26 protein-coding genes and 1 tRNA gene are annotated in these 25,431 nt (G+C 63.5%); 11 read left to right on the forward strand and 16 right to left on the reverse strand.

Annotated features, from left to right (window positions below; translation table 11 throughout):
- Nucleotides 1-2: 2 nt before the first annotated feature.
- The 6 genes from rpoN to ACFE72_RS12360 form a co-directional block, all read right to left on the reverse strand.
- A complete protein-coding gene (rpoN, locus tag ACFE72_RS12335) occupies nt 3-1,655 on the reverse strand; it encodes an RNA polymerase factor sigma-54 (protein ID WP_375413380.1) in 1,653 nt (550 codons plus the stop codon).
- Nucleotides 1,656-1,755: 100 nt separating this feature from the next.
- A complete protein-coding gene (lptB, locus tag ACFE72_RS12340) occupies nt 1,756-2,739 on the reverse strand; it encodes an LPS export ABC transporter ATP-binding protein (protein ID WP_375413381.1) in 984 nt (327 codons plus the stop codon).
- A 196-nt stretch (nt 2,740-2,935) separates the two neighbouring features.
- The gene (locus ACFE72_RS12345) at nt 2,936-3,634 is read right to left on the reverse strand and encodes an LptA/OstA family protein (protein ID WP_375413382.1); all 699 of its coding nucleotides are present in this window, start codon (nt 3,632-3,634) and stop codon (nt 2,936-2,938) included.
- An 8-nt stretch (nt 3,635-3,642) separates the two neighbouring features.
- Entirely contained in the window at nt 3,643-4,395 is a 753-nt protein-coding gene (gene lptC, locus ACFE72_RS12350; protein ID WP_375413383.1) for an LPS export ABC transporter periplasmic protein LptC, read from the reverse strand.
- Between the two features lie 172 nt (nt 4,396-4,567).
- Nucleotides 4,568-5,182 (reverse strand): ribonuclease D, encoded by a 615-nt coding sequence (locus tag ACFE72_RS12355; protein WP_375413384.1) that lies wholly within the window; start codon nt 5,180-5,182, stop codon nt 4,568-4,570.
- A gap of 88 nt (nt 5,183-5,270) precedes the next feature.
- Nucleotides 5,271-5,357 (reverse strand) — tRNA-Leu (locus tag ACFE72_RS12360).
- 144 nt (nt 5,358-5,501) lie between these two features.
- Between ACFE72_RS12360 and ACFE72_RS12365 the strand changes: the two genes are divergently transcribed.
- The gene (locus ACFE72_RS12365) at nt 5,502-6,470 is read left to right on the forward strand and encodes a complex I NDUFA9 subunit family protein (protein WP_375413385.1); all 969 of its coding nucleotides are present in this window, start codon (nt 5,502-5,504) and stop codon (nt 6,468-6,470) included.
- A gap of 37 nt (nt 6,471-6,507) precedes the next feature.
- On the opposite strand, the gene ACFE72_RS12370 is transcribed toward ACFE72_RS12365, so the two are convergent.
- A complete protein-coding gene (locus tag ACFE72_RS12370) occupies nt 6,508-7,314 on the reverse strand; it encodes an undecaprenyl-diphosphate phosphatase (RefSeq protein ID WP_375413386.1) in 807 nt (268 codons plus the stop codon).
- Between the two features lie 174 nt (nt 7,315-7,488).
- On the opposite strand from ACFE72_RS12370, the gene ACFE72_RS12375 reads away from it, so the two are divergent.
- Together ACFE72_RS12375 and queG are read left to right on the forward strand one after the other, a co-directional pair.
- Nucleotides 7,489-8,181 (forward strand): glutathione S-transferase family protein, encoded by a 693-nt coding sequence (locus ACFE72_RS12375; RefSeq protein ID WP_375413387.1) that lies wholly within the window; start codon nt 7,489-7,491, stop codon nt 8,179-8,181.
- Nucleotides 8,182-8,323: 142 nt separating this feature from the next.
- Nucleotides 8,324-9,457 (forward strand): tRNA epoxyqueuosine(34) reductase QueG, encoded by a 1,134-nt coding sequence (gene queG, locus ACFE72_RS12380; RefSeq protein WP_375413388.1) that lies wholly within the window; start codon nt 8,324-8,326, stop codon nt 9,455-9,457.
- 103 nt (nt 9,458-9,560) lie between these two features.
- On the opposite strand, the gene ACFE72_RS12385 is transcribed toward queG, so the two are convergent.
- Nucleotides 9,561-10,358: an alpha/beta hydrolase gene (locus tag ACFE72_RS12385; RefSeq protein ID WP_375413389.1), complete on the reverse strand. Its 798-nt coding sequence runs from the start codon at nt 10,356-10,358 to the stop codon at nt 9,561-9,563.
- Between the two features lie 242 nt (nt 10,359-10,600).
- On the opposite strand from ACFE72_RS12385, the gene infC reads away from it, so the two are divergent.
- The 7 genes from infC to pheT all read left to right on the forward strand — a co-directional run bounded on the left by infC (nt 10,601) and on the right by pheT (nt 16,536).
- Entirely contained in the window at nt 10,601-11,140 is a 540-nt protein-coding gene (gene infC / locus ACFE72_RS12390; protein ID WP_375413416.1) for a translation initiation factor IF-3, read from the forward strand.
- Between the two features lie 295 nt (nt 11,141-11,435).
- Complete coding sequence (gene rpmI, locus ACFE72_RS12395; RefSeq protein ID WP_375413417.1) at nt 11,436-11,636, forward strand: 50S ribosomal protein L35; 201 nt, start codon at nt 11,436-11,438, stop codon at nt 11,634-11,636.
- Between the two features lie 79 nt (nt 11,637-11,715).
- Complete coding sequence (gene rplT / locus ACFE72_RS12400; RefSeq protein WP_375413390.1) at nt 11,716-12,075, forward strand: 50S ribosomal protein L20; 360 nt, start codon at nt 11,716-11,718, stop codon at nt 12,073-12,075.
- 168 nt (nt 12,076-12,243) lie between these two features.
- On the forward strand, nt 12,244-13,350 hold the full coding sequence (pheS, locus tag ACFE72_RS12405) for a phenylalanine--tRNA ligase subunit alpha (protein WP_375413391.1): 1,107 nt from the start codon (nt 12,244-12,246) through the stop codon (nt 13,348-13,350).
- Nucleotides 13,347-13,679, forward strand: a complete 333-nt coding sequence (locus tag ACFE72_RS12410) for a hypothetical protein (protein ID WP_375413392.1) — start codon at nt 13,347-13,349, stop codon at nt 13,677-13,679. The genes pheS and ACFE72_RS12410 overlap by 4 nt, the downstream gene beginning before the upstream one ends.
- Nucleotides 13,676-14,131 (forward strand): hypothetical protein, encoded by a 456-nt coding sequence (locus ACFE72_RS12415; RefSeq protein WP_375413393.1) that lies wholly within the window; start codon nt 13,676-13,678, stop codon nt 14,129-14,131. Before ACFE72_RS12410 ends, ACFE72_RS12415 begins: the two co-directional genes overlap by 4 nt.
- On the forward strand, nt 14,128-16,536 hold the full coding sequence (pheT, locus tag ACFE72_RS12420; RefSeq protein ID WP_375413394.1) for a phenylalanine--tRNA ligase subunit beta: 2,409 nt from the start codon (nt 14,128-14,130) through the stop codon (nt 16,534-16,536). The genes ACFE72_RS12415 and pheT overlap by 4 nt, the downstream gene beginning before the upstream one ends.
- A 3-nt stretch (nt 16,537-16,539) precedes the next feature.
- On the opposite strand, the gene ACFE72_RS12425 is transcribed toward pheT, so the two are convergent.
- Nucleotides 16,540-17,919, reverse strand: coding sequence for a flavin monoamine oxidase family protein (locus tag ACFE72_RS12425; RefSeq protein ID WP_375413395.1), 1,380 nt, complete (start codon nt 17,917-17,919; stop codon nt 16,540-16,542).
- Between the two features lie 188 nt (nt 17,920-18,107).
- Between ACFE72_RS12425 and ACFE72_RS12430 the strand changes: the two genes are divergently transcribed.
- Nucleotides 18,108-19,091 carry a lipo-like protein gene (locus tag ACFE72_RS12430; RefSeq protein ID WP_375413396.1) on the forward strand — a complete coding sequence of 328 codons (984 nt, stop codon included), beginning with the start codon at nt 18,108-18,110 and terminating at the stop codon, nt 19,089-19,091.
- Nucleotides 19,092-19,198: 107 nt separating this feature from the next.
- Here ACFE72_RS12430 and ACFE72_RS12435 read toward each other — a convergent pair whose 3' ends face one another.
- From ACFE72_RS12435 to ACFE72_RS12465, 7 genes are all read right to left on the reverse strand, one after another.
- Complete coding sequence (locus tag ACFE72_RS12435; protein WP_375413397.1) at nt 19,199-20,050, reverse strand: SDR family NAD(P)-dependent oxidoreductase; 852 nt, start codon at nt 20,048-20,050, stop codon at nt 19,199-19,201.
- Between the two features lie 69 nt (nt 20,051-20,119).
- Nucleotides 20,120-20,923 (reverse strand): phosphonate ABC transporter, permease protein PhnE, encoded by an 804-nt coding sequence (gene phnE / locus ACFE72_RS12440; protein WP_375413398.1) that lies wholly within the window; start codon nt 20,921-20,923, stop codon nt 20,120-20,122.
- Nucleotides 20,920-21,717, reverse strand: coding sequence for a phosphonate ABC transporter, permease protein PhnE (phnE, locus tag ACFE72_RS12445; RefSeq protein ID WP_375413399.1), 798 nt, complete (start codon nt 21,715-21,717; stop codon nt 20,920-20,922). Before phnE (ACFE72_RS12445) ends, phnE (ACFE72_RS12440) begins: the two co-directional genes overlap by 4 nt.
- Complete coding sequence (gene phnC, locus ACFE72_RS12450; RefSeq protein WP_375413400.1) at nt 21,714-22,511, reverse strand: phosphonate ABC transporter ATP-binding protein; 798 nt, start codon at nt 22,509-22,511, stop codon at nt 21,714-21,716. The genes phnE (ACFE72_RS12445) and phnC overlap by 4 nt, the downstream gene beginning before the upstream one ends.
- A complete protein-coding gene (gene phnD / locus ACFE72_RS12455; protein WP_375413401.1) occupies nt 22,511-23,533 on the reverse strand; it encodes a phosphate/phosphite/phosphonate ABC transporter substrate-binding protein in 1,023 nt (340 codons plus the stop codon). The genes phnC and phnD overlap by 1 nt, the downstream gene beginning before the upstream one ends.
- Nucleotides 23,534-23,631: 98 nt before the next feature.
- Nucleotides 23,632-24,483 (reverse strand): carbohydrate ABC transporter permease, encoded by an 852-nt coding sequence (locus tag ACFE72_RS12460; protein ID WP_375413402.1) that lies wholly within the window; start codon nt 24,481-24,483, stop codon nt 23,632-23,634.
- Complete coding sequence (locus ACFE72_RS12465; protein WP_375413403.1) at nt 24,480-25,358, reverse strand: carbohydrate ABC transporter permease; 879 nt, start codon at nt 25,356-25,358, stop codon at nt 24,480-24,482. The genes ACFE72_RS12460 and ACFE72_RS12465 overlap by 4 nt, the downstream gene beginning before the upstream one ends.
- Nucleotides 25,359-25,431 lie beyond the last annotated feature (73 nt).

Below are 25,431 nucleotides of genomic sequence, written 5' to 3' on the forward strand. Positions count from 1 at the left end.
GATCAAGCCGGTGCGATGTCGCGGGACCGGTCGGACGATCCGGCAGGCGCCGAGAGTGCATGGCCGAGCATGCTCTGCTTGTCGCGGCGGCGCTGCACCGAGGACGGAATGCGCATCGCCTCGCGATATTTCGCCACGGTGCGGCGGGCAATATCAATACCCGACTCGCGCAATCGTTCCACGATGGTGTCGTCCGACAGGATCACGACCGGGCTTTCGGCGTCGATCAATCGCCTGATGTGGTGACGGACGGCTTCCGCGGAATGGGCTTCCCCGCCGTCCGCGGAGGCGATCGACGCAGTGAAGAAATACTTCAGTTCAAAACTGCCGCGATTGGTCGCCATGTATTTGTTGGCGGTGACGCGCGACACCGTCGATTCGTGCATCTGGATCGCGTCCGCCACCGCCTTGAGATTGAGCGGCCTCAGGTGAGCCACGCCCTGCGTGAAAAATCCGTCCTGCTGGCGAACGATTTCGGTAGCGACCTTGAGGATGGTCCGGGCGCGCTGGTCGAGCGCGCGCACCAGCCACGTCGCATTCTGCAGGCAATCGGTGAAATAGGATTTGTCGCCATCCTTGCGGATCGTCTTCGACAGTTCGGAATAATACACCTGATTGACCAGCACCCTCGGCAAGGTGTCGCTGTTGAGTTCGACATGCCAGCCGCCGTCCGGGCCGGGCCGTACATACACGTCCGGCACCACGGTCTGCATCCGCGCCGAGCCGAACTTCAGCCCCGGCTTCGGATTGAGCCTTCGGATTTCGGCGATCATCTCGGCAAGATCGTCGTCATCGACGCCGCAGAGTTTTCTTAAACTTCCGATATCGCGCTTGGCCAGCAGATCGAGATGCTCGACCAGCGCCTGCATCGCCGGGTCATACCGGTTGAGCTCGCGCAGCTGGATCGCGAGGCATTCGCTTAACGTCCGCGCGCAGACGCCGGGCGGATCGAATTTCTGCAGGGTCGCAAGCACGGTTTCGACGTCGCGGGCGGAAGCGCCGAGCCGCTCGGCGGCCTGGCCGAGATCCGGCGGCAGGTAGCCCGCTTCGTCCACCAGGTCGACCAGATATTGTCCGATCATGCGCTGCGACGGCGCGGCGAAGGCCACCGCCAGTTGCTCCGCAAGATGGCTGCCCAGCGTGACCTCGGCGGCGACAAAGGCTTCCAGATTGTAGCTGTCGTCGTTCGACGCGCCGCCGCCCCATTCGGTGTAGGCGGTCGGGGCGGCGTCCTGCGCGGTGCGCGCGGCGGCCTCGGCCGGCTCCTCGGGAAAGACGTTGTCGAGCCCGGTGTCCAAGGTCTGCTCGATCTCGGCGCGGCTGCCGAGATCGCGGTTCAGCCACTCCTCCGGGGCGGGTTCGAACCCGTCGCCGCCTGCGCCATGGGCGGATTCCGGACGGTCACCATAGCCCTCATCGGAGCCGGCGTCGTCGCGGTCGGAGAACTCGGCGCGTTCCGGCGCCGGCTCGCCCGGCACCGGCGGCTCGGTGCCGTCATTGCCGCGCTCAAGCAGCGGATTGCGTTCCAGTTCATCCTCGACAAAGGTCGCCAGATCGAGGTTCGACAGCTGCAGCAGTTTGATCGCCTGCATCAGCTGCGGCGTCATGACCAGCGACTGCGACTGGCGGAACTCTAATCTCTGCGACAACGCCATGTATCAAGCACCACAACCAAGAGCGGTCCAAAGTTGGTCCGATTCTTGCTTAAACTACTCGAAAGCTGATGTATACGGCTTGACGAATTGTAAATTTGGGTTACAGGCGGAATTCCTCGCCAAGGTAAAGACGCCGTACATCCGGGTTGTTGACGATCTCGTCCGGATTGCCCTCGGTCAGAATTTCACCGGCATAGACGATATAGGCCCGGTCGGTCAGGCCCAGCGTTTCGCGCACATTATGGTCGGTGATCAGCACGCCGATGCCGCGGTTGGTGAGATGCCGGACCAGATCCTGAATATCGCCGACTGCAATCGGATCGATGCCGGCGAACGGCTCGTCGAGCAGCATGTAATTCGGCCGCGTCGCCAGCGCGCGCGCGATTTCGACGCGGCGGCGTTCACCGCCGGACAGTGCGATCGATGGCGTTTTACGTAAGCGTCCGATGTTGAACTCGTCGAGCAGCGAGCTCAGCTCGGCCTCGCGCTTTTTTTTCGAGGGTTCGACCACCTCGAGCACCGCGCGGATATTCTGCTCCACGGTGAGGCCGCGAAAGATCGACGCTTCCTGCGGCAGGTAACCGATCCCGAGCCGGGCGCGCTGATACATCGGCAGCTTGGTGACGTCATGGCCATCCAGTTCGATGGCGCCACGATCCGCCTTGATCAGTCCGGTGATCATGTAGAACACCGTGGTCTTGCCGGCGCCGTTCGGACCGAGCAAACCCACCGCCTCGCCGCGCCGGACATAGATGCTGACACCGCGCACCACCTGCCGCGAGCCGAAACTCTTTTCCACGCTGTGAACCGCGAGGTAGCCGGCCTTGGTGGCGAACCGCGGCGCCGCGCCGTTGCCTGCGGCGCGCGGCCGGGGTTTTTCCGCAACCGGAGGCGGGGCCTCCCGCTTCAACACCGGCGCTTCGCGGAGCGGGTCGCGCGCGATCGGCGGAGCATCCCGCACCGGCTGAGCCAGCATGCCGCCGACGTCGTCGCCGAGCGCAGTGATGTCCTCATGCGACCGCGCAAATCCTTTGGGACCGCGTTTCGAAGCGCGCCGACGGAACATGCCGAGTAAATCCACCATACCCGCTTGCTCAGCCTTTCAAGTTGATCCGCTCAAAACGCCGCGGCGATTCGATTTTGCGCATGCAGCATGAAGGAGGTGCGGCCGCTTGCCCAGAAAAACACCGTATGCACCGCCATCGGGCCGAGCCGTAGATACAGGCTCGCGCCGGCAGGTTCAACCGTGGCGCCTGGATGTTCCGAATAACTGTTTGATATTATTTCGGTTTATTTGCGGCACCCGGAGCGGCAGGCGCCGGCACGGAAGTCGGCATGCCGGGAATCGCAGGCGGGCCGCTGCCGCCCGAGGACTGGAACAGGCCCTGCACGCGTCCGGTCTCGGATTCGACGCGCGATATCCCGGTGGTCATGTCCACCACCAGACGGTCGCCGCGCAGCACATTCTGGCCCTGGGTGAGCACCACACCGCCCTGCATGGTGACCTGGTTGGCTTTGGTGTCGAAGATCGCCGTTTCGCCGGTCACGATCTGATCTTTCTGGGTAACGACGACACTCCCTCTCGCCTCAAGCCGGCGGATCGACGAACTGCCGCCGGGACCCGGGGTTGCCGACTGGATCGGACCCGCCTTCGCGCCTTTGGAAGCGGCCGGCGGTGCCGGCGCGTTGCTTTGATCGTAGAACACCACCAGCGCCTTCGCCGTCATGGTGGTATCGCCCTGCACCACCTTCACATTGCCGGCGAAGGTCGCTTCTTTCTTCTTGTCGCGCATCTCCAGCGATGCCGCCTCGATCTGGATCGGCTGGTCGCGATTTTGCGAAAAACCCTGCATGGCGTTGGGCACGCCTTTCACCGCGCTCTGTGCATGCGCGCCGCCTGTCATCAGCGCGAGCGCAAGCGACCCGGCATGGATCCCGCGCTGGAAACGCCGGGCTGTCTTGCGATGGAGCAACGTCATCTCAAAATTCACTTCGCGTTGGCGCGCTTGCCCGTTGACGGCCGCGCTTTGGTTGGCTGCACCGCCGCCGGTTCGCGTGCAGGCTCGTTGACGGGCTCGGCGGCGGCGGGCTCGAGGTTGTCCATGATCAGGTTCATCACCACGTGGCCCTCGAATCGAATCAGCTCACCCTTTTCCGTAATCCGAAGCTTGTCGGCGGTGAGCGTTCCGTTCAGCAGTTTGACGTCGACATGTTCCTCCGAAGTCACGGTGCCCTTGGCGATATCGAGCAGGGCCTGGGACAGCCGCGCTTCATAACCGGTGGAGGATTGCAGGAAGATGTCCTTGCGCAGATCAAGGATCTGCGACTTGGTATTGAACAGCCCGGTGCGGGCCTCCATCGTCACGGTCGAGCGATCTTCCTGCAGTATCTTGGCCCGCAATACCTTCAGTTCGACGCGATCGGGATCGGTCAGGTCCTGGGTCGCGGTTTTGGCCCATAATTCATACGGCCGCTGATCCGGTGAGAAGCCCGACATGTGCGGCGATTCCATGGTGATCTTACTCCCGGACACGACGAGGTTGTCGATATCGACCGGCAACTGTTTCATCAAGGCGCGAAACGGATTGAAGATCGAGATCGCCACCACCCCGGTCATCGCCAGCACCACCACCGTCGGAACCGCGACGCGCAATATGCGCACCATGCGGCTGTGGCGCGCGGCGATGGCAAACCGCGCATCCATTCCGGCTTGAATGGCTGGATTCTGAACCGAATGCACCGCTGCTCCGAAGCGCCAAAGAACGTTTTGAGGCCCGACCCGGATAATCTACGCCGAAATGCCTGATTATACAGCCTCATCAGAACGATCAGTGTGACCGAAACGGGGCGGACCGGTGCGCCATGGTGCCGCCGATGCAATGCGGCGTTCTCGACGCTGTTCCGCGGGTTCGTCACGAATGCGCGAAAATGTCCTCGGTGTCCCAGCCCTGCAGGTCGAGTTTCGCCCGCGTCGGCAGAAACGCGAAACACGCCTCGGCCAGTTCGCTGCGGCCCTCGCGCGCCAGCATGGCATCGAGCCGCTGGCGCAGGCCATGCAGATGCAGCACGTCGGAGGCGGCATAAGCGAGCTGCGCGTCGCTCAAGCTTTGCGAGCCCCAGTCGCTCGACTGCTGCTGCTTCGACAGGTCGATGCCGAGCACCTCGCGCACCAGATCCTTCAGGCCGTGGCGGTCGGTATAGGTGCGGCAAAGCCGGGAGGCGATCTTGGTGCAGTACACCGGCCGCGGCATCACGCCGAACGCATTATAAAGCGCCGCGAGATCGAACCGCGCGAAATGAAAAATTTTTGTGATGCCGGGATTGCCGAGCAGCGCCTTGAGGTTCGGCGCGTCGCCGCGATCCTGCGGGATCTGCACCACATCGGCGCTGCCGTCGCCAGGCGACAGTTGCACCACGCAGAGCCGGTCGCGATGCGGGTGCAGGCCCATGGTCTCGGTATCGATCGCCACCGAACCGGTATAGCGCGACAAATCCGGCAGATCGCCGCGATGCAGGCGGATGGTCATGATGTCTCGGTCTCTCGGCGGACGCGTCGAATCGATGGAATCCAAACTGGCGTTGAAATGCCATGAACGGGATCAGGGCTCGGGCAAATGGTGCCCAGGAAAGGACTCGAACCTTCACGGCCGTTAAGCCACTGGCACCTGAAGCCAGCGCGTCTACCAATTCCGCCACCTGGGCCCGGGCCGGTTACTATTGGTCGGCCGCGCGCTTGTCAAATCGTCGGCGTGCCGCCCAAATGCGCTGTACAGCGCCGGCGCCATGGCGTATCGCGAAACGCCGAAACACCGCGCGATCGATCAATTTGCCTGCAGGATCCGTCCCATGCCCTCCAATATCGACACCCTGGTTACGGTTTTCGGCGGATCGGGTTTTCTGGGCCGGCACGTGGTCCGCGCCCTGGCCAAGCGCGACTACCGCATCCGGGTGGCGGTGCGCCGCCCGGAACTCGCCGGCCATCTGCAGCCGCTCGGCAAGGTCGGCCAAATCCACGCGGTGCAGGCGAATCTGCGCTATCCGGCCTCGATCGCGGCCGCCCTGCATGGCAGCCACGCCGCGGTCAACCTGGTCGGTATCCTGGCTGAAAGCGGCGCGCAGAAATTCGACGCGGTACAGGGGGCTGGCGCCGGCGCCGTGGCAAGGGCCGCGCATGCCGCCGGCGCGCGGATGGTCCATGTCTCCGCCATCGGCGCCGATGAGAATTCGCCCGCACGCTACGGACGCTCCAAAGCAGCCGGCGAAAGGGCGGTGCTCGGGGCCGTGCCCTCCGCGACGATCCTGCGGCCCTCGGTGGTGTTCGGCCCCGAGGATCAGTTCAGCAACCGTTTCGCCGCGCTGGCGCGGATATCGCCGATGCTGCCGCTGATCGGCGGCGGATTGACGAAATTGCAGCCGGTCTATGTCGGTGACGTCGCCACCGCAGTCGCCGACGCCGTCGACGGCAAGACCGTGCCGGGCGCCATTTATGAGCTCGGCGGCCCGGAAGTGCTGACCATGCGCGAGATCATGGAAATCATCCTCCGTGTGATCGAACGCAAGCGCGTGCTGATGTCGCTGCCGTTCGGCCTCGCAAACCTGCAGGCGCTGGCGCTGCAGTTCGCGCCGGGAGCCTTGAAGCTCACGCCGGATCAGGTCGCGCTGCTGCGCAGCGACAATGTGGTATCGGACGCGGCCCGCGCCGCAGGCCTGACGCTGCAGGGCCTCGGCATCACCCCGGATTCGCTGGAGGCCATCGCGCCGCAGTACCTCTGGCGCTTCCGCGCCGCCGGACAGTTTCAGAAGAAGAGCGCGTAGCCTATCGTCGTCCCCGCCTTCGCGGCGACGACCTGCGCTACTTCCCCAGCGCCAGGGCGATCAGGCCCAGCGTGCCGACGACGACCCGCCACCACGCGAACAGCGTAAAACCGTGCCGGGTGACGTAATTCAAAAACGTCTTGACCACGACGATCGCGGTGACGAATGACACCGCGAACCCGATTGCTACGATGCCGATATGATCCGCCGTCATGTCCGCGCGGTTCTTGTAAAGATCGTAGACGAACGCCCCGAACATGGTCGGGATCGCGAGGAAGAACGAGAATTCCGCCGCCGCGCGCTTGTCGGCGCCAAGCAGCATCGCCGCCACGATGCTGGCGCCGGAGCGCGACACGCCCGGGATCATCGCCAGGCACTGCGCGAATCCGATCTTCAGGTACATCGGCAGTGGAAACGTGGTGGCGTCGTGCTCGTGCGGCTCGAGGTCGAGTTGATCGACCCAGAGCAGGATGGCGCCGCCGACGATCAGCGAAAAGCACACCACCCACGGATTGAACAGATAGCTCTTGATATAGCCGCCGGCGGCCGCCCCGATCACTGCCGCGGGCAAAAACGCCACCAGCACCCCGATGACGAAGCGCCGGTCCTCGGGACTGGAGAACATGCCGAGCGCGATCCGCCACAATCTGACGAAATAGATCGCGAGGATGGCGAGGATGGCGCCGAGCTGAATCAGCACCGCAAAGCTCTTCCAGAAATTATCCTCGCCGAGATCGAAAAACCGTTCCGCCAGCAAAAGATGGCCGGTGGAGGACACCGGCAGAAACTCGGTCACGCCCTCGACGACGCCGAGAACCACCGCCCTGATCGAATCGGAAATCATGATTTGGTCCGTGACTGCCGCCGAAAGCCGCGTCCTTCTCGCTTATTCGCATGACTGCCGCAACGTCAAAATGCAAAAACGCGGGTTGCCTCAACCGTGGTCTTAGGTAGTTTGGCGCGCCAATCCGGCCGCCGGTGAGAATTCGTTAAGTACCGCGAATCTATCAAGGGCTTCATGTTCACGCTTCTCCATCACCCGTTCTGTCCGCATTCGCGCTTCATCCGTCTTGCCATGGGGGAGCATGGTCTTGACCTGCGTCTGGTGGAGGAACGCGCATGGGAGCGGCGGGAAGCGTTCCTGATGCTCAATCCGGCAGGTACCACGCCGGTGCTGATGACCGAGGGTTTCCCGCCGATACCGGGTGCCGGCGTCATCGCCGAATATCTCGACGAAGCCCACGGCGCCGCCATGGCGGAACGCCGGCTGCTGCCGGTGGCGATGGCCGAGCGCATCGAGGTGCGCCGCCTGACGACATGGTTCAACGAGAAGTTCTTCGAGGAAGCCAGCGGTCCTCTGGTGACCGAGCGCATCTACAAGCGTTTCATGAGCGAGGACAATGGCGGCGGCGCGCCGGCGATGGACGTGATCCGCGCGGCGACCGTCAATGTGCGCTATCATCTGGCCTATATCGGCTGGCTGGCGCGAACGCGGAATTTTCTCGCCGGCGACCGGCTCACCTATGCGGACCTGGTCGCCGCGGCGCATTTGTCGGCGATCGACTATCTGGGCGATGTGCCATGGAGCGAGGACGACGCGGCAAAGGCGTGGTATGCGCGGATAAAATCCCGCCCGTCATTCCGTCCGCTGCTGGGCGAATGGCTGGCAGGCGTGCCGGCATCGCGCACCTATGTGGACCTGGATTTCTGAACGCTGAACTTTCCCGCGTCCCCGCGAAAGCGGAGACCCATACACGCCCCCGTTCGAGTTCGGTGACGGATGTGCGGCAACGGCATCGTATCGACATATACAGCGGTGGTTATGGGTCCCCGCCTTCGCGGGGACGACGGCGATGGTGAACGCTCCCCTCAAAACCGGCCTCGCGCGCGAAGCGCTCGCGCTCGGCTTCGATTGCGTCGGCGTCGCTGACCCCGGCGCGATCGGCGACGCCGGCAGATACTTCCACAGATTCATCGAATCCGGCGGCCACGGCGATATGGATTGGCTCGCCGCAAAGCCGGAGCGCCGCGCCGATCCGCGGGTGCTGTGGCCCGATGTGCGCTCCGTCGTCATGCTGGGCGTCAATTATGGACCGGATGAGAACCCGCTTGCGATCCTGGAGCAGCGCACCCGCGGCGCGATTTCGGTTTACGCCCGCGGCGACGACTATCATGACCTGATCAAGAAGCGGCTTAAAACTCTGGCGCGATGGCTGATCGCCAACGCCGGCGGCGAGGTAAAAGTATTCGTCGATACCGCCGCCGTGATGGAGAAGCCGCTGGCGCAGGCCGCGAGCCTCGGCTGGCAGGGCAAGCATACCAATCTCGTCTCGCGCGCGTTCGGCTCGTGGCTGTTTCTCGGCGCGATCTTCACCACGCTGGATCTGCCGCGCGATCAAGCCGAACCCGATCACTGCGGCTCGTGCCAGGCCTGTCTCGACATCTGCCCGACCGCCGCGTTTCCGGGCCCCTACAGGCTCGATGCGCGGCGCTGCATTTCGTACCTGACCATCGAGAGCAAGGCCCAGATCCCGCGCGAGTTCCGCAAGGCCATCGGCAACCGCATCTATGGCTGCGACGATTGCCTTGCCGTGTGTCCCTGGAACAAGTTCGCCCGGTCGGGGCGCGAACTAAAACTTTCCGCGCGCGAAGCGTTGCGCGCGCCGGCATTGGCGGAACTGGCCGGTCTCGACCACGCCGGTTTTCGTGCCCTGTTCGCGAAATCGCCGGTCAAGCGCATCGGCCGCGATCGATTCATCCGCAATGTGCTGATCGCGATCGGGAATTCCGCCGATACCTCGCTCGCAGGCAAGGCCGGCGGTCTGCTGGGCGATGACAGTGCGCTGGTGCGTGGCGCCGCGGTATGGGCGCTGTCGCGATTGATGGGACCGGAGCAATTTCAATCGCTGGCCGCGAATGCAATCGGCGCGGAGCCGGACGATGGCGTGCGGGCGGAATGGCGATTTGGCTGCCATGACGCGACTTGATTTCGTCGCATAGATTGCGCCATGGTCCCGCGCCGTTCTTGTCGGATGAAGGTGACGCGGATGCCCGGCACGAGGCCGGGCATGACGACGAAAACGGCCATCCTCACTCAAACTCCTTAACCGCCGCGATGATCCGCGCGACGTCCTGCGGCCGCGACAGGCGGTGGTCGCCGTCCTGAATCATGGTCAGCACCACATCGTCGCCGGGCAGCCGGTGCGCCAGCGCGAACGCGTGTTGCCACGGCACGTCCGGATCCCGCGCCCCCTGCAGGATGCGCACCGGGCAGCCGACCTCGATTGTCGAGCCGAGCAGCAGGTGGTTGCGGCCTTCCTCGATCAGTTGGCGCGTGATCGGATACGGGTCGCCATATTCCGATGGCCGCAGCCAGACGCCCTTGGTTTCGATCTCTTGCCGCACCTGCGGCGGAAATCCTTTCCACATCAGCTCTTCGGTAAAATCCGGGGCCGGGGCAATCAGCACCAGCCCCGCCAAGCCGGCGCCGGTCGGCTCCCGGCGCCGGGCAATTTCGCGGGCCAGCAGCAGCGCCATCCACCCGCCCATCGACGAGCCGATCACGACCTGCGGGCCGTTGCAGAACCGGTCGAACACCGCGATGCTTTCTTCCAGCCAGCGTCCGATCGTGCCGTCGATAAACGCGCCGCCGCTGATGCCATGGCCGGAATAATCGAACCGGACACAGGCGCGGCCGTGTTCGGCGGCCCAGCCGTCCAGCGCCAGCGCCTTGGTACCCTGCATGTCCGAATTGAAACCGCTGAGCCAGAACAGTCCGGGGGCGCCGCCGGCGCGGGCCCGCACCGCGATTTTTCGCATGGCAGAGCCGCTTCCAACGTCGCTGAACACCGGTTCGTTGCCGGCTATGGCTGCGGCTGTTTCGGTCATGACATCGCGGCCTCTTTCTCCAACTGTTTGATTGAGCACATAGCTTTCGTCAACGGAGGCGGTGGCGGCCGCTTGCGGAACCGATATCCGCCCTCTATTTAGGGTTGCACGCGGGGATGCCGGCGTGACCAAAATGTCTCGCATTTGATGGTTTTCGCGCGGGACCTTGCGAGTTTGCTTGCCCGCTGCCGCTTCTTCCTTCAAAGTATCGCCTTCCTTTTCATAACCTTGGAGCAGTCCCCATTCGCCGTCCCAATAGAGCCCCGCCCGCCGTAACCAAGGATGGGCCGCGCACCAACGATGAAATCCGCAATGCCCAGGTTCAGCTGATCGATCAGGACGGCACGAACCACGGCACCGTCGAGACGGCCGCGGCTGTGAAGATGGCCCTCGACGCCGGCATGGACCTGGTCGAGATTTCGCCCAATACCAATCCTCCCGTTTGCAAGATCATGGATTACGGGAAGTACAAATATTCCGCGCAGAAAAAAGCCGCCGAGGCTCGCAAGAAACAGAAGGTCGTCGAGATCAAGGAGATCAAGCTGCGGCCGATGATCGACGATCATGACTACGAAGTGAAGATGCGCGCGATGCAGCGTTTCTTCGAGGAAGGCGACAAGGTCAAGATCACCTTGCGCTATCGCGGTCGTGAAATGGCGCACCAGGAAATCGGCACCAAGCTGCTGGACAAGGTCAAGGCCGACGTCGCCGACTTCGCCAAGGTCGAGCAGGACGCCCGCTTCGAAGGCCGCCAGGTGGTGATGGTCCTGGCACCGCGGTGAGTTAAGCGCTCAAGCTTCGACAAGCCGTCCCCCCGCAGGCGGGGGCCCCCCCACAAACCCCGGTTGGTGACGAAAGGCAAAGGTACCCGCAAAATCAGCGCCGTTGCCCATTAGCCCCGACTAATCCATAAGCCGAACCTTCATCGCCCGGCTGATCAAGGGCTGCCGTGTCGATGCCGGTGCCGATTATCGCCTTTTTGACGATAATCTAGCACTTTCAACGCTCTAACGAGCATTTTAGCCGGCCATGCGCGCCTCCGAGCGCGTCATGCGTGCTGGCCAACAGGAGAGCCAAATGCCCAAGCTGAAGACCAAATCGGGCGCTAAAAAGCGCTTCAAGGTGACTGCCACCGGCAAAGTGATGCACGCCCAGCGCGGCAAGCGCCACGGCATGATCAAGCGGACGAAGAAGCAGATTCGCCAGCTTCGCGGCACCCGCGTGATGTTCAAGACCGATGGCGACAACATCAAGAAGTATTTCTTGCCGAACGCCTGACCGCATCAGCCGTCCATTTCAGCCGGGCCGCGTCCGCGCGGCCGTCCGTCACCCATTTTCCATATGAAGGAGATTCGTCATGGCTCGCGTCAAACGCGGTGTGACCTCTCACGCCAAGCACAAGAAGGTCTACAAGGCCGCCAAGGGTTTTTACGGCCGCCGCAAGAACACCATCCGCACCGCCAAACAGGCGGTGGAGAAGGCCGGCCAGTACGCCTTCCGCGACCGCAAGCGCAAGAAGCGCACCTTCCGTGCGCTGTGGATCCAGCGCCTCAACGCGGCAGTGCGTCCGTTCGGCATGACCTACAGCGCCTTTATCAACGGCCTTGCCAAGTCCGGCATCATGGTGGACCGCAAGGTACTGTCGGATCTCGCCATTCACGAGCCGGCGGCATTCCAGGCGATCGCCGAAAAGGCCAAGGCCGCGCTGGCGGCTTGAGCCGCAGTCGTTGGGCTCTGCGAAGATTTTGAAGTCGTCATGGCCGGGCCTGTCCCGGCCATCCACGTCTTCTTTCTTACGAATACTGTAAGACGTGGATGCCCGGGACCGGCCCGGGCACGACGGACTAGGGGCACCGGCTTAGCATCCTAGTCAAAAGGGATGGCCATGACCGACCTGTCGCAACTCGAATCCCAAATCCTGTCAGACATCGCGTCCGCCGGCGACGAAGCCGCCCTCGAAGCCGTGCGCGTCGCGGCACTCGGCAAAAAGGGGTCGATCTCCGCGCTGCTCGCCACGCTCGGCAAGATGGCGCCCGACGAGCGCAAGAGCGAAGGCGCGAAAATCAATCTGGCGAAAGACAACGTCACACAGGCGCTGGCCGTGCGCCGCGACCTCTTGAAATCCGCAGCACTCGATGCGCGCCTCGCATCGGAAACCATCGACGTCACCCTCCCCTTGCGCGAAAGCCTGACCGAGCAGGGCCGCATTCATCCGCTCAGCCAGGTGATGGACGAGCTTACCGCCATCTTCGCCGACATGGGTTTTGCAATCGCGGAAGGCCCGGACATCGAGACCGACGACTACAATTTTACCAAACTGAATTTTCCCGAGGGCCATCCGGCGCGCGAGATGCACGACACGTTCTTCTTCCATCCGAAGGACGACCCCGGGTCGGGGCCCGGGGCAAATGGCTCGCGGATGCTGTTGCGCACCCACACCTCGCCGGTGCAGGTGCGCACCATGCTCAGCCAAAAACCGCCGATCCGCGTCATCTGCCCCGGCCGCACCTATCGCATTGATTCGGACGCCACCCATACGCCGCAGTTTCACCAGGTCGAAGGTCTCGTGATCGACAAAAGTTCGCATCTCGGCCACCTGAAATGGATCCTGCACGAATTCTGCAAGGCCTTCTTCGAAGTCGACCACATCAATATGCGGTTCCGGCCGTCGTTCTTCCCGTTCACCGAGCCGTCGCTCGAGGTCGACATCCAGTGCCGCCGTGACAGGGGCGAAATCCGCTTTGGGGAGGGCGAGGACTGGCTGGAAATTCTCGGCTGCGGCATGGTGCATTCCAATGTGCTGCGCGCCTGCGGCATCGATCCCGACATCTACCAGGGTTTCGCCTGGGGCATGGGGATCGACCGCATCGCGATGCTGAAATACGGCATGAGCGATTTGCGCCAGCTATTCGACAGCGACGTGCGCTGGCTCAGCCACTACGGCTTCAAGCCGCTCGAGGTACCGACGCTGGCGGGGGGATTGAGTTCGTGAAAGCAATCAAGGGTAATGCGATGGTGAGCAATGAAGAGACTGTAAAAATCGTCGAAACTATACTGTCAGAACTGTTGTCTGCCCGAAATTTTGTCGATGCCGATGTCAATTTTCTTGAGGATTTTGATGGCGAGCCGATTGTTCGTGTGACCGCTCGCCTGAAAGAGCCCCTTCACAACAGCGAGGTTTTGTTTCAAGCGGCGGATGAAATCCGTGATCGTCTCTTGAAGCGGGGAGATGAACGCTTCGTTTTCGTTCAGCAGGTTTCTTCAACTCCCGATTTGGATGATCTGACAGACGAAGAAAGCACTGAAGGTGACGTGCAATGACGATGATCGAACGGCTGTTGGAATTGGCCAACACGTTAGCTGAGAATGGCGCCCATAGTTTAACACTGAAGCGGCGGGCCGTTAGCACCGCATATTACGCCGTGTTTCACGCGCTGGCCAAACTTTGCGCGGACGAATTGCTTCAAGGCCGTGGCTCAAATGAATATGAGCGTGTTTACAGAGCGCTCGATCATGGCACACTCAAAACGGCGTTTAAAAACAAGCCGCTCAATCAAATCCCTGAAATCGTGACTATCGGCAATCGCGCTGTCGAGCTTCAGAGTGAGCGAATGCGGTCGGATTACCTTCCCTCCCAGCGTCTTTATACCAAAAATCAATGCCTTGACCTCGTTCATTCCGCCCGAATCGCTGTTCGATCATTCGGGCGATTGTCTGCTGAACAACGTCGAACCTTAGCCGTTCATCTCCTTTTCAAGAACCGGCAGCCATGAAATTCACGCTCTCCTGGCTGAAGGACCATCTCGACACCGACGAGCCGCTTGAAAGGCTTGCCGACAAGCTCACCATGGTCGGACTCGAGGTCGAGCACATCGAGGACAAGGCCAAGGCGCTCGCCCCGTTCACCATCGCCCGCGTGATCTCCGCCGAGCAGCATCCCAATGCGGACCGGCTGCGCGTCTGCATGGTCGATACCGGCGATGGCGGCGCACCGGTGCAGGTGGTGTGCGGCGCGCCCAACGCGCGCGCCGGGCTTACAAGCGTGTTTTCTCCGCCAGGCACCTTCATTCCCGGAAAGAACATCACGCTCGGCGTCGGCACCATCCGCGGCGTCGAGAGCCGCGGCATGCTGTGCTCGGCCGCCGAATTGCAGGTCTCGGAAGATCACGACGGCATCATGGAATTGCCGGCCAATGCTCCCATCGGCGCCGCATACGCGCAATGGGCCGGGCTCGGCGATCCCGTGCTGGAAATCAACCTCACCCCGAACCGGCAGGATTGCACCGGCGTGCACGGCATCGCGCGCGATCTGTCCGCCGCCGACATGGGCAAGTTCAAGGACCCGGCGATCAAGCCGGTCAGAGGCGAATTCGCCTGTCCGGTGCATGTCACCGTCGAGGACGCCTCGCTGTGTCCGGGCTTCGCGCTGCGGCTCGTCCGCGGTGTCAAGAACGGTCCGTCTCCGGCGTGGCTGCAACAGCGCCTCACCTCGATCGGGCTGCGGCCGATCAACGCGCTGGTCGACGTCACCAACTTCATGACCTACGACCGCGCCCGGCCGTTGCATGTGTTCGACGCCGCCAAGGTGAAAGGCAATCTTGCGGTGCGCCGCGGCCGCGCCGGCGAGACGCTCAAGGCGCTCGACGGCCGCACCTACACGCTGGATTCGGATGTCTGCGTCATCGCCGACGACCACGGCGTGGAATCGCTCGCCGGCATCATGGGCGGCGAGGCTTCGGGTTGCGACGAGAACACCTCCGACGTGCTGATCGAATCGGCGCTGTGGAACGAAATCAACATCGCCCAGACCGGCCGCAAGCTCGGCATCAATTCGGACGCACGCTACCGCTTCGAGCGCGGCGTCGATCCCGCCTTCATGGTGCCGGGGCTGGAGATGGCCACGAAGCTGGTAATGGAACTGTGCGGCGGTTCGCCGTCGGAAAATGTCGTGGTCGGCAACGCCTTTGGTGAAGACCGCGTGATCGATTTTCCGCTGCACGAGGTCAAGCGCCTCGCGGCAATAGACGTGCCGCTGGTGGAGATGAAACGAATCCTCGGCCATCTCGGCTTCATGATGGCCGGCAGCGGCCCGGTGGTGAAGATCGCGGTGCCGTCGTGGCGTACCGATGTCGCGGGCAAGGCCGACATCGTCGAGGAGATCGTCCGCATCGTCGGCGTCGACAAGGTGCCGATGACGCCGTTCAACCGCGGCGAGGCCCCCCGCAAGCCGGTCCTCACGCCAATTCAACTGCGCACCCGCCGCGCCAAGCGCGCGCTGGCCGCGCGCGGCATGATCGAGGCGGTGACATGGTCGTTCATCTCGAAACCGCATGCCGTGCTGTTCGACGGCGGTGCGCCCGCGCTGGCGCTGGCCAATCCGATCGCGTCCGATCTGTCCGACATGCGGCCGAGCCTGCTGCCGGGCCTCGTCGCCGCCGCGCAGGCGAACGCCAACCGGGGCTTTCCGGATCTGGCGCTGTTCGAGGTCGGACAGATTTTCAAAGACGACCGGCCGGAAGATCAGCTGGTTGCCGCCGCGGGCATCCGCCGCGGCTTTGCGTCGCCGCAGGGCCTCGGCCGGCACTGGGCCGGCCCGGCACAGGCAACCGCACTCGATGCCAAGGCGGACGCGTTCGCGGTGCTGGCGGCCGCAGGCGGCCCGATGCAGGCGCTGCAGGTCATGCCCGGCGGCGCCGCCTGGCTGCATCCTAACCGTTCCGGCACCGTCCAGATCGGGCCGCGCAACGTGCTCGGCTGGTTCGGCGAGTTGCATCCGCGCGTGCTCGAGCAACTTGGCGCCGACGGGCCGTTGATCGCCTTCGAGGTGATCCTCGACCGCATTCCGGAGGCCAAGCAGAAATCAACCCGCGCCAAGCCGGCGCTGGAGCTGTCGTCGTTCCAGCCGGTCTCGCGCGATTTCGCGTTCATCGTCGATCGCAGCGTTCGGGCCGGCGACATCGTGCGCGCCGCGCAGGGCGCCGACAGGAAGCTGATTTCCGGCGTGGTCGTGTTCGACGTCTACCAAGGCAAGGGCATCGACGCGGCGAAGAAATCCGTCGCGATCGCGGTCACGCTGCAGCCGCGCGAAAAAACCCTGACCGACCAGGAGATCGAAGCCGTCGCCGGCAAGGTCGTGGCCGAGGTGACGAGAAAAACCGGCGGCGTGTTGCGGGGATAGCAATCACCGCTTGCGTTTCTTCGGCGGCCGCTCCGGCTGATCCGGCTCGGAATCCTTCAATGCGCCGATCTTGCGCAGCGCCGCTTCCGCCGCGCGCTCGCCGCTTTCCCATGCGCCGTCCACCGTGCCCCACAACGTTTCATGCGCCGCCTCGCCGGCCAGAAACAGGCTTCCCACAGGCTCCATCAGGATTTTCCGCGAGCCCTGGCCGCCCGGCGACGCCGCCGACATGGCGCCGAGTGCGAAGGGCGCCGCGTTCCAGCGCGTCACGCTGGATTTCTTCACCGCCTTGACGACGTCGCTGCCGAACAGCTTGCTCAGCCACTCGAGCGCGAACGCCACCATCGCCGCCTCGCCTTGCGCCGAAAGATCGCGGCCGAACGAGCCTGCGACATCGATTCCGCATAATGAGGAGCCGCCCATATTGGCGAACAGGAACGCGGTGCGGGCATCCCGGCTCTGTTCGATCACCACATCGTCGCGCGAAAGCCCGAGCGGATTGCCCGGCAATGCCAGCACGATGCGATCATAGCTGCCGAGGCTGACTTTCGAAGCTGCATCGAGCGTGCGCCTGGGCAGCTCCGGCGTGAATTTGAGATCGCCCGAGGCCAGCACATTGCTGGATGCGGTGATGATGGCCGCGCGCGCGGAAATTCTGCCCGCCTGGGTTTCCACCGCGACATCGCGCCCGCTCCAGCCGATGCGGGTCGCCGGGGTCGACAGCGACACCGGCAGGCCTTCGCCGAGCTTTGCGATCAGGGTGCCGAGCCCCTGGCGGCAGGCCAGCGCAGCGCTGCGGTCCTGCGCGCGACTCTTGTCGATCGCCGAAAGCTCCTTCAAATCCTTTCCCGTCGCATTGGCGCCGAACAGGAATTCCACGGCGCCGAGCCAGTCGCCCAGATCCTTCGGCAGCGCCGAGGCGCAGGAAACGTCGGCCTTGCCGCGCGAGGCGTCGTCGATGGCGCGGTTGGCGCGCACCAGCGTCGCGAGCAATTCCTCGACCTCGCCGGCGCGGGCGTTGCGGCGGCCGACGCGGATTTTTTGGCCCAGCGGCGCCGGCGCGACGTCGAGTCCCGCGCCGCGCGCCAACTTGATCATCGGGTTGGTGTCGGGATTGTGCATCCAGCGCGCGCCGCGATCGAACGGCACGTCGAAGGTCGTGCCGTCGGTGATGCAGCGCCCGCCGATCTGGCCGGTGGCTTCCAGCACGATCACCTTGCGGTTGGCAGCCATGACGCGCCGCGCCGCCGCGATACCGGCCGCGCCGGCGCCGATCACCACGATGTCGGCCTCGCGCGGCAATGGCGCCGCCCATGCCGCGCCGAGGCCCGGCAGTGTGAAAGCCGCCGAGGCCGACAAAAAATCCCGGCGCGTAATTGTCATGGCATGGTTTCCGAACCTTTGCGGAATGCGGGAACGTTTTGCGAACTTGCCGCATCGAACCGTCTGCGGCAACCGTCATGGTTACGCAATCATGATCGAGCGGCGAAATGCATGAACTAAATGGCAACGGCTTTCGACCATGCTATGGAGAGTAAAAAAGCGGTCGGAATGAACCGCGGGGGGAACCCATGGGCTTCGTGCTCGATACGATCGGCAGGCTGATTGCGGGCTACCTTCAAAAGGAGGTGCCGGGCTACGAGCCCTTCACGCCGAGCGATCCGGAGCATCTGCGCGGCATTATCCAGCAGGGCGACGTCATGCTGGTCGAAGGCAACAATCGCGTCTCCGGCATCATCAAATATCTGACGCAATCGACCTGGTCGCATGCGGCACTCTATGTCGGGCCGATCGACGGCGCCGCCGAGCCCGACGGCGAGCCGCATACGCTGATCGAGGCCAACATCGGCGAGGGCGTCACCTCGGCGCCGCTGTCGAAATATTTTCCGTATCATACCAGGCTGTGCCGTCCGGTCGGGCTTTCCTGGGAAGACCGCAACACGGTGTGCCGCTACGCCATCAACCGCATCGGCTTCGGCTACGACACCAAGAACATCCTCGACCTGATGCGCTACCTGATTCCGCTGCCGGTGCCGCAGCGCTGGCGCCGCCGCATGATCGCGTTCGGCTCCGGCGATCCGACCAAGATCATCTGCTCGGCGCTGATCGCGCAGGCGTTCGACGCGGTACGCTATCCGATCCTGCCGAAGATCACCCGCGCCGGCAGCAAGCGCGCCAAGCGCGAAATCCTCCACATCCGGGATTCGTCGCTGTACATGCCGCGCGATTTCGACATCTCGCCTTATTTCGAAATCGTCAAACCCACCATCATCGAGGGCTTCGACTACACCGCGCTGCACTGGGCCGACAAGCAGAAGCCGCTCCGGGAGGTGGCGGGCGAACTTGCCGTGTTTCCAGAAGCCGCCGATTCGCCGCCGCTTGTTCCTGAAACGATTGACGAGGAAGCGCCGCTTCCGCTTGCGGAAGCAGCCCAGGCCGACGACGTGACGCTGGTCGAGCGCATCACCGTCACCGAGCATTTCCTTTTTGTCGAACATGTCCCCGCGCGCCGGGCGGACCGCCGCGCCGGAGCGCGGGAGCGCGAGGCGGCGTAGGCGCTGCCGAGCGCGCGGCTTCATCCATCAGTTAAAGTCACACGTCAACCGTCATCCTGAGGAGCGGCGCGCTCGCGCGGCGTCGGAGGATGACGACGGTGTGAGCGCTATTTTTCCGTCACGAACGCGGCAAATGCCGCCGCGAAATCCGGGTGCCAGCGCGACAGCGGCGGCCGGTTTTCGACGATATCGCCGGCGGCCCAGAGCATGCGCCGCTCGTCGAGACGCCGCGGCACGTCGTTATCCGGACATAGAATGTAAAAGTCTCCGGCCTCCACCCGTTCGATCATGAAGTCGATGGTCTGCTCCGGCGTCCAGGCGCCGGCCGGTTTCTCGGTGCGGCCTCGCGCGGTAAGGCCTGTGAATACAAAACCCGGGATCAGGAGGTGCGCGCTCAGGCGCGCCCCCGCGGCGTTGCGCAGTTCGTGCTGCAGCGCCTCGGTGAACGCCTTCACGCCGGCCTTCGACACGTTGTAGGCGGGATCGCCGGGAGGCGTGGTGATGCCCTGCTTCGAGCCGGTATTGATGATCAGGCCCGGCCGCCCGCGCGCGATCATGCCGGGCGCAAATACCTGCGACCCGTGGATCACGCCCCACAGATTGACGCCGAGCACGCGCTGCCAGTTTTCGGCCGGGCCGAACATGCTGCTTCCGGGCTGAATCCCTGCATTATTCATCAGCACGTCGGCGCCGCCGAACTGCTGGCGCACCACGGCTTCGAGCCGGGCAACTTCATCGCGGCTGCCGACATCGGTCACGGAAGTTATTACGCTGTCGGCGCCGCGCGGGGCCGCCCCTATCACGGCCGTTGCAGCCTGCGACAGCTTGTCGGCTCCGACGTCGGCGATACACACCTTCAGGCCAAGACGCGCGAACCGGATGGCGGCCGCGAGTCCGATGCCGGACGCCCCTCCGGTGATGACGGCGACGTTACCCGGCGACAGGGCAGGATGAGACATGTGATTCTCCATATTTTAGCGTGGAAAGAGGCCGCTTGCCGCGGAAAGAAGCGCGATCCTGCCGCGATGTCACAGCACCCTCGCTCTTACCGTCGTGACGATGATTTCGGCGAGAATGACGACGATAAAAATGGCGGCCAGCACGACCGCGACCTGATCCCAATAGAGCAGGCTGAGCGCGGTATCGAGCGCAACGCCGATGCCGCCGGCGCCGACAAGACCGAGTACGGCGGATTCGCGGATGTTGATATCCCAGCGAAACAGCGCGATCGACCAGAACGCCGGGCGCACCTGCGGCCAATAGCCGAGCAGCAGCGTCGATAATTTCGACGCACCGGCCGCGGTCAACGCTTCGATCGATCCCTGATCGGCTTCCTCGACGGCCTCTGCGAACAGCTTTCCGGTGAACCCGATCGAGCGCAAAGCGATGGCGAACGTCCCCGCCAGCGGCCCGGGCCCGAACACCGCGACAAACAGCAGCGCCCAGACCAGCGAGTTGATCGAGCGCGACGTGACGAAAATGAATTTTGCGAACAGGTTCAATGCAGGATTGGGCGTCACATTGCGCGCCGCAAGCAGTCCGGCCGGCACGGCACCGACGAGCGCGACGATCGTGCCCACGGTGGCGATGTGCAGCGTTTCGACCAGGCTCTTGAGCGTGGGCCTTATGTAATTGAGATCGGGCGGCCACATCCGCCTGAACAGGTCGGCCATCTGCTCGGGCGCGTCATGGAGGAATTCCGGGATGACATCGATGGTACGCAGCGAGACGACAAGCGCGGCGACGGCGAAAAGGTAGAAGGCAAATCGCGACAGGCGCCTGAGCGGCGTGAAGCGCCGCCATTCCCGGTCCGGCCGGGCTGCGACCGTCATTGGAACACCTTGCGCGCCCAGCCGGACAGGATTTCGGCGATCATGATGAGACTGACGATCACGATCAGGATCGCCAGCACCACGTCGAAGTCGAACCGTTGATAGGCGGTGAACAGCGACGCGCCGATGCCGCCGCCGCCGACAATGCCCACCATGGTCGAGTTTCGCAGGTTGGAGTCGAGTTGATAGGTGGCGAAGCCGATGAAGCGCGGCAGCACCTGAGGCTGTACGCCCATGATGAGGACACTGAGAAAGCCCGCGCCGGTGGCGCGAATGGACTCCACCTGCTTTGCGGATATTTCCTCGACCGCCTCGGCGAACAGCTTCGAGATGAAGCCGATCGACGCCACGATCAGCGCCATCACGCCGGCCAGCGCGCCGAACCCGATCGCCTTGACAAACAGGATCGCGACGATGATGGGGTGGAACGACCGGCACAGCGCGATAAGGCCGCGTGCCGGCCAGCTCACCCACGCCGGCATCAGATTGCGCGCCGCCATCAGGCCGACCGGCAGCGACAGCACAATGCCCGCGGACGTGGCGATCACGGCGATCTGCAGGCTCTCGGCGATGCCGCCTGCGATCAGCCGCCAACGCGCGAAATTCGGCGGAAACATGCGCGCGAGAAAGCGCTGGCCCTGCTCCAGGCCTGCGGAAAACCGCTCGGCGTTAAATCCGAGTTGCGAGCAGGCATAGACGAGATACACCGCGAGCAGGCACCAGCCGGCGCGCGCGCCCCAGTTCGCGGCGAATGGCTTTGGCCGGCCGGCCGGTGCGGGCGGGGAGTCGCTCATTCCATCCAGTTTTCGCCGCCGTAAATCTGTTTCAGATGCGCGTCTGTCAATTGTTGCGGCGGACCATCATAGACGACGCGACCTCCGGACATCCCGACCACCCGGGACGCAAAGCGCCGTGCAAGCTCGACATTGTGGATGTTGACAATGACCGGGATACCGCGTTCGACGGCGAACTTGCCCAGGATATCCATGATTTCGACAGAGGTTTTCGGATCGAGCGACGACGTCGGCTCGTCGGCCAGGATGATCTCGGGCTGTTGCATGATGGCGCGCGCGATCCCGACACGTTGCCGCTGCCCGCCGGACAGCGCGTCGGCTCGCCGCGTCGCGAAGCCGGGCAATCCGACCGCATCGAGCAGGTCGAAAGCGCGCGCGATGTCCTCCGGCGGAAACGCGCGCAGCCAGGCGCGCCACGCGGGCACATAGCCAAGCCGGCCGCACAGCAGATTTTCCATCACCGTGAGGCGTTCGACGAGGTTGTATTCCTGGAACACCATTCCGATGCGGCGCCGCGCATTGCGCAGCGCGCGTCCCGACACCTTCGCGAGATCCTGGCCGCGAAACAGGATTTCGCCCGAGCTGGGCTGCACCAGCCGATTGATGCAGCGGATCAGCGTGCTCTTGCCGGTGCCGGACGGGCCGATGATTGCCGTCAGCCCGAAGCCCGGCAGCACGAGATCGATGCCGTCAAGGACGGGCAAGCCCTTGCGATATTCCTTGGTAAGCCCGCGCAGCACCAATGCGCGAGGGTCTTCGGCATTGCCGCGCGGCGCAGTTTCGAGGGCCTGCATCACGGCTTCTTTGGCTGTTCGGCTTTCTTTTTAGCGGCTTCGGCCTCGCGCGCAGCTTCCTTTTCGTACGCGGCCTTGTTGTAGGGCGTGCCGGAATCCTCAGCCACCTTTCGAACGATCGCCCAATCCTTCAGATAGGTAATCGGAAAGAAACGATCGTCGCCTTCGAAATCTTTCTGCATATCCGGCGGAAAGCGGAAGTCGTAAAAGCACTTCTTCAGTTTTTCGGCCAGCTCCGGCCTGAGATCGTGCGCGTAAGCGAAGCCGGAACTGGGGAACGTCTCGCTGCGATAGATGATGCGGAAATTCTCGCGTTTGACGGTGCCGCGCGCGATCATTCGCTCGAACACGTCGGACGCGACAGTGCCGGCGTCGTAGTCGCCGGAATCCACGCCGAGCACCGACTTGTCGTGACCGCCGGAGAACACGATCTGGTAATCCTCGCCGGGCTTGATGCCCTGCTCCGGAAACAGCGCCTTGGGTGCCAGGTTTCCGGAATTGGAGGACGGCGCGGTGTGTCCCACCTTCTTGCCCTTCAGATCGCTGAGCTTCTGAATCGCGCCGGAACTCTTGACGACGACGATGAGGTTGTAGCCTTCCACGCCTTTTTCGGTGCCCTTGGCGGCGAACGGAACGGCGCCGGCCATATTGACCGCGAAACCCACCGGCCCGGTGGAGAAGCCGGCCACGGTCAGGCGGCCCGAACGCATTGCCTCGATCTCGGCCGAGTTCGACTGCACCGGGTAATAGACCACGCGTTTTTCCACGCACTTGCCGAGGTATTCGGTGAACGGCTTGAACGCATTTTCATAGACCGCCGGATCCTCGACCGGCGTATAGGCGAATACGATCACGCTGGGATCGCGGGTCCTGGCGGGAACATCGGCGACGAGATCCTTGTCGGCATCGCAATAAGCGTCATCGAGCTGCCCGCGGTTCGGGCACTGTTGCGCCGATGCGATCGCGGACCAAGAGACCGAGACGATCAGGGCGAGACCTGCCGCAATGGGATACGATTTCATGGGACGCTCCTGACGCGAAAACATTGCAATCTGTCTACTGATCCGGCGGTTGGAAGGCAATTGTCCGTCCGGCGGCGCGCTTCAGCGCTCGGCGCCGTTCATGACTTCACCGCGCCCGCCGTCAGCCCGCCGACCATATAGCGCTTGAAGGCGTAGTAGATCGCCGCCGGCGGCAGCGCGTAGATCAGTCCGGTGGTCATCAGCAATTCCCACGGACTGTCGTCCGCGGCAAGAAAGTTGCCAAGCGCCACCGGCAGCGTGATGTCGGTGTCCTTCGACAGCAGCAGGAACGCGTAGAGATATTCGTTCCATGCGAGCAGCAGCGCGTAGGTGCCGACCGCCACCAGCGAGGGCATCATCAGCGGCACATAGACCAGGCGAAACAATTGCAGGGTGGTGGCGCCGTCCATGGTGGCGGCCTCGTCGAGTTCGACCGGCAGCTTGTCGGAGGCCTGCTTGAGCACCCAGATCGCATAGGGCGACGCGATCGTCACCATCGCCAGAATCAGCGCCCAGTGATTGTTGAGCAGGCCGTAGATGCCCATGGTGCGGTACATCGGAACGGCGAGGAACGCCGCGGGGATGAAATAGGTGAACAGCGCCAGATTCATGATCAGCCGGCCGCCCTTTACGCGCAACCGGGAGATGGCAAAGGCCGCGGCGGTGGCGATCAGCAGCGTCAGCGCGCCGGTGGCGACCGCGATCACCACCGAATTCCAGAACTGGATCCAGAAATCGCGCAGGAAGTAATGCTGCTGCCGGAACACGATCTCGAAATTGTGCAGCGTCGGATGCGCCGGCCAGAGCTTGCCGGAGAACGCGTCCTCCTTCGGCGAGATCGCGAACAGGAACAGATGGTAGATCGGGATCATGGTCCAGACGAACACCGGAATGCCGATCAGCAGCAGCCGCGCCTCGATGCCCGCTTCGCGCAAGGACGGCAGCTTCATCGCGACAGCCGTTTCATCATGAAATAGACCAGCGGCAGCACCAGCGGCAGCGCGCACACGATCGCCGCCATCGAGAGGTCGAGCTGGTCCAGCCGCAGATAGCGGATGCCCAGCGTCGATAGCACGTGGGTGAGGTCGGCAGGCCCGCCGCCGGTCAACAGGTAGACGCTGTTGAAGTCGCCGAGCGTCCAGATCATCGAGAGCAGCGTGCAGGTGAGATACAGCACCTGCATCGACGGCCAGGTGATGAAACGGAATTTCTGCCAGGGACTGGCGCCGTCGACGTCGGCGGCCTCGTACAGATCCTGCGCGATCGCAAGCCGTCCGCTGATCAGGATCAGCGTCCAGAACGGCAGCGACTTCCAGATATGCATCCCGATCGCCATGGTCAGCGCGATCGCCGGATCGTTGAGCCAGTTCGGGCCGTCCTCGGCGGTGAATTTGAAGATCAGTTGATTGATCATGCCCCATTCGGGATTGAGCATGAACCGCACCGACAGGATGGTCGGGATCGAGGGCACCGCCCAAGGCAGGATGAACAGCACCGACAGCCATTTGATCCAGGACCGGGTCTGGATGAAAAAGCCGGACAGCAGCAGCGCGATCACCATCTTGATGTTGATGCCGATCAGCAGGAAGATCAGCGTGTTGACGGCGGCGCGCGCGAAAATCGGATCGTGATAAAGCGCGACATAGCTCGCCGGATGGCGCGCCAGCCAGAGCCCGTAGCAGACCGGATAGAGCACGAAGGCTGCGAATACCAGGATGTAGGGCGCCAGCAGCACCACGCCCCAGACCTGCGGCGTGTTCAGCCGCGCCGACAACGGCGGCCGGGGGAACGTGTCATCCGACGGTGCGACGGTTATCGTTGCCATGCTGCCAACCTAATAGCATCTCCAGGCCACACATTCAGCCGTCACTGCCTATCTCGTCATCGCGGCAGCACCT

The sequence above is a fragment of the uncultured Bradyrhizobium sp. genome (genome assembly GCF_964252615.1).
Classification (GTDB): domain Bacteria; phylum Pseudomonadota; class Alphaproteobacteria; order Rhizobiales; family Xanthobacteraceae; genus Bradyrhizobium.

Bases quoted from the DNA above. Each gene is read 5' to 3' on its own strand.
- rpoN (WP_375413380.1), bottom strand. From the start codon at position 1,655: ATGGCGTTGTCGCAGAGATTAGAGTTCCGCCAGTCGCAGTCGCTGGTC.
- lptB (WP_375413381.1), bottom strand. From the start codon at position 2,739: ATGGTGGATTTACTCGGCATGTTCCGTCGGCGCGCTTCGAAACGCGGT.
- ACFE72_RS12345 (WP_375413382.1), bottom strand. From the start codon at position 3,634: ATGACGTTGCTCCATCGCAAGACAGCCCGGCGTTTCCAGCGCGGGATC.
- ACFE72_RS12355 (WP_375413384.1), bottom strand. From the start codon at position 5,182: ATGACCATCCGCCTGCATCGCGGCGATCTGCCGGATTTGTCGCGCTAT.
- ACFE72_RS12365 (WP_375413385.1), top strand. From the start codon at position 5,502: ATGCCCTCCAATATCGACACCCTGGTTACGGTTTTCGGCGGATCGGGT.
- ACFE72_RS12370 (WP_375413386.1), bottom strand. From the start codon at position 7,314: ATGATTTCCGATTCGATCAGGGCGGTGGTTCTCGGCGTCGTCGAGGGC.
- ACFE72_RS12375 (WP_375413387.1), top strand. From the start codon at position 7,489: ATGTTCACGCTTCTCCATCACCCGTTCTGTCCGCATTCGCGCTTCATC.
- queG (WP_375413388.1), top strand. From the start codon at position 8,324: ATGGTGAACGCTCCCCTCAAAACCGGCCTCGCGCGCGAAGCGCTCGCG.
- ACFE72_RS12385 (WP_375413389.1), bottom strand. From the start codon at position 10,358: ATGACCGAAACAGCCGCAGCCATAGCCGGCAACGAACCGGTGTTCAGC.
- rpmI (WP_375413417.1), top strand. From the start codon at position 11,436: ATGCCCAAGCTGAAGACCAAATCGGGCGCTAAAAAGCGCTTCAAGGTG.
- rplT (WP_375413390.1), top strand. From the start codon at position 11,716: ATGGCTCGCGTCAAACGCGGTGTGACCTCTCACGCCAAGCACAAGAAG.
- pheS (WP_375413391.1), top strand. From the start codon at position 12,244: ATGACCGACCTGTCGCAACTCGAATCCCAAATCCTGTCAGACATCGCG.
- ACFE72_RS12415 (WP_375413393.1), top strand. From the start codon at position 13,676: ATGACGATGATCGAACGGCTGTTGGAATTGGCCAACACGTTAGCTGAG.
- pheT (WP_375413394.1), top strand. From the start codon at position 14,128: ATGAAATTCACGCTCTCCTGGCTGAAGGACCATCTCGACACCGACGAG.
- ACFE72_RS12425 (WP_375413395.1), bottom strand. From the start codon at position 17,919: ATGACAATTACGCGCCGGGATTTTTTGTCGGCCTCGGCGGCTTTCACA.
- ACFE72_RS12430 (WP_375413396.1), top strand. From the start codon at position 18,108: ATGGGCTTCGTGCTCGATACGATCGGCAGGCTGATTGCGGGCTACCTT.
- ACFE72_RS12435 (WP_375413397.1), bottom strand. From the start codon at position 20,050: ATGTCTCATCCTGCCCTGTCGCCGGGTAACGTCGCCGTCATCACCGGA.
- phnE (WP_375413398.1), bottom strand. From the start codon at position 20,923: ATGACGGTCGCAGCCCGGCCGGACCGGGAATGGCGGCGCTTCACGCCG.
- phnE (WP_375413399.1), bottom strand. From the start codon at position 21,717: ATGAGCGACTCCCCGCCCGCACCGGCCGGCCGGCCAAAGCCATTCGCC.
- phnC (WP_375413400.1), bottom strand. From the start codon at position 22,511: ATGCAGGCCCTCGAAACTGCGCCGCGCGGCAATGCCGAAGACCCTCGC.
- phnD (WP_375413401.1), bottom strand. From the start codon at position 23,533: ATGAAATCGTATCCCATTGCGGCAGGTCTCGCCCTGATCGTCTCGGTC.
- ACFE72_RS12460 (WP_375413402.1), bottom strand. From the start codon at position 24,483: ATGAAGCTGCCGTCCTTGCGCGAAGCGGGCATCGAGGCGCGGCTGCTG.
- ACFE72_RS12465 (WP_375413403.1), bottom strand. From the start codon at position 25,358: ATGGCAACGATAACCGTCGCACCGTCGGATGACACGTTCCCCCGGCCG.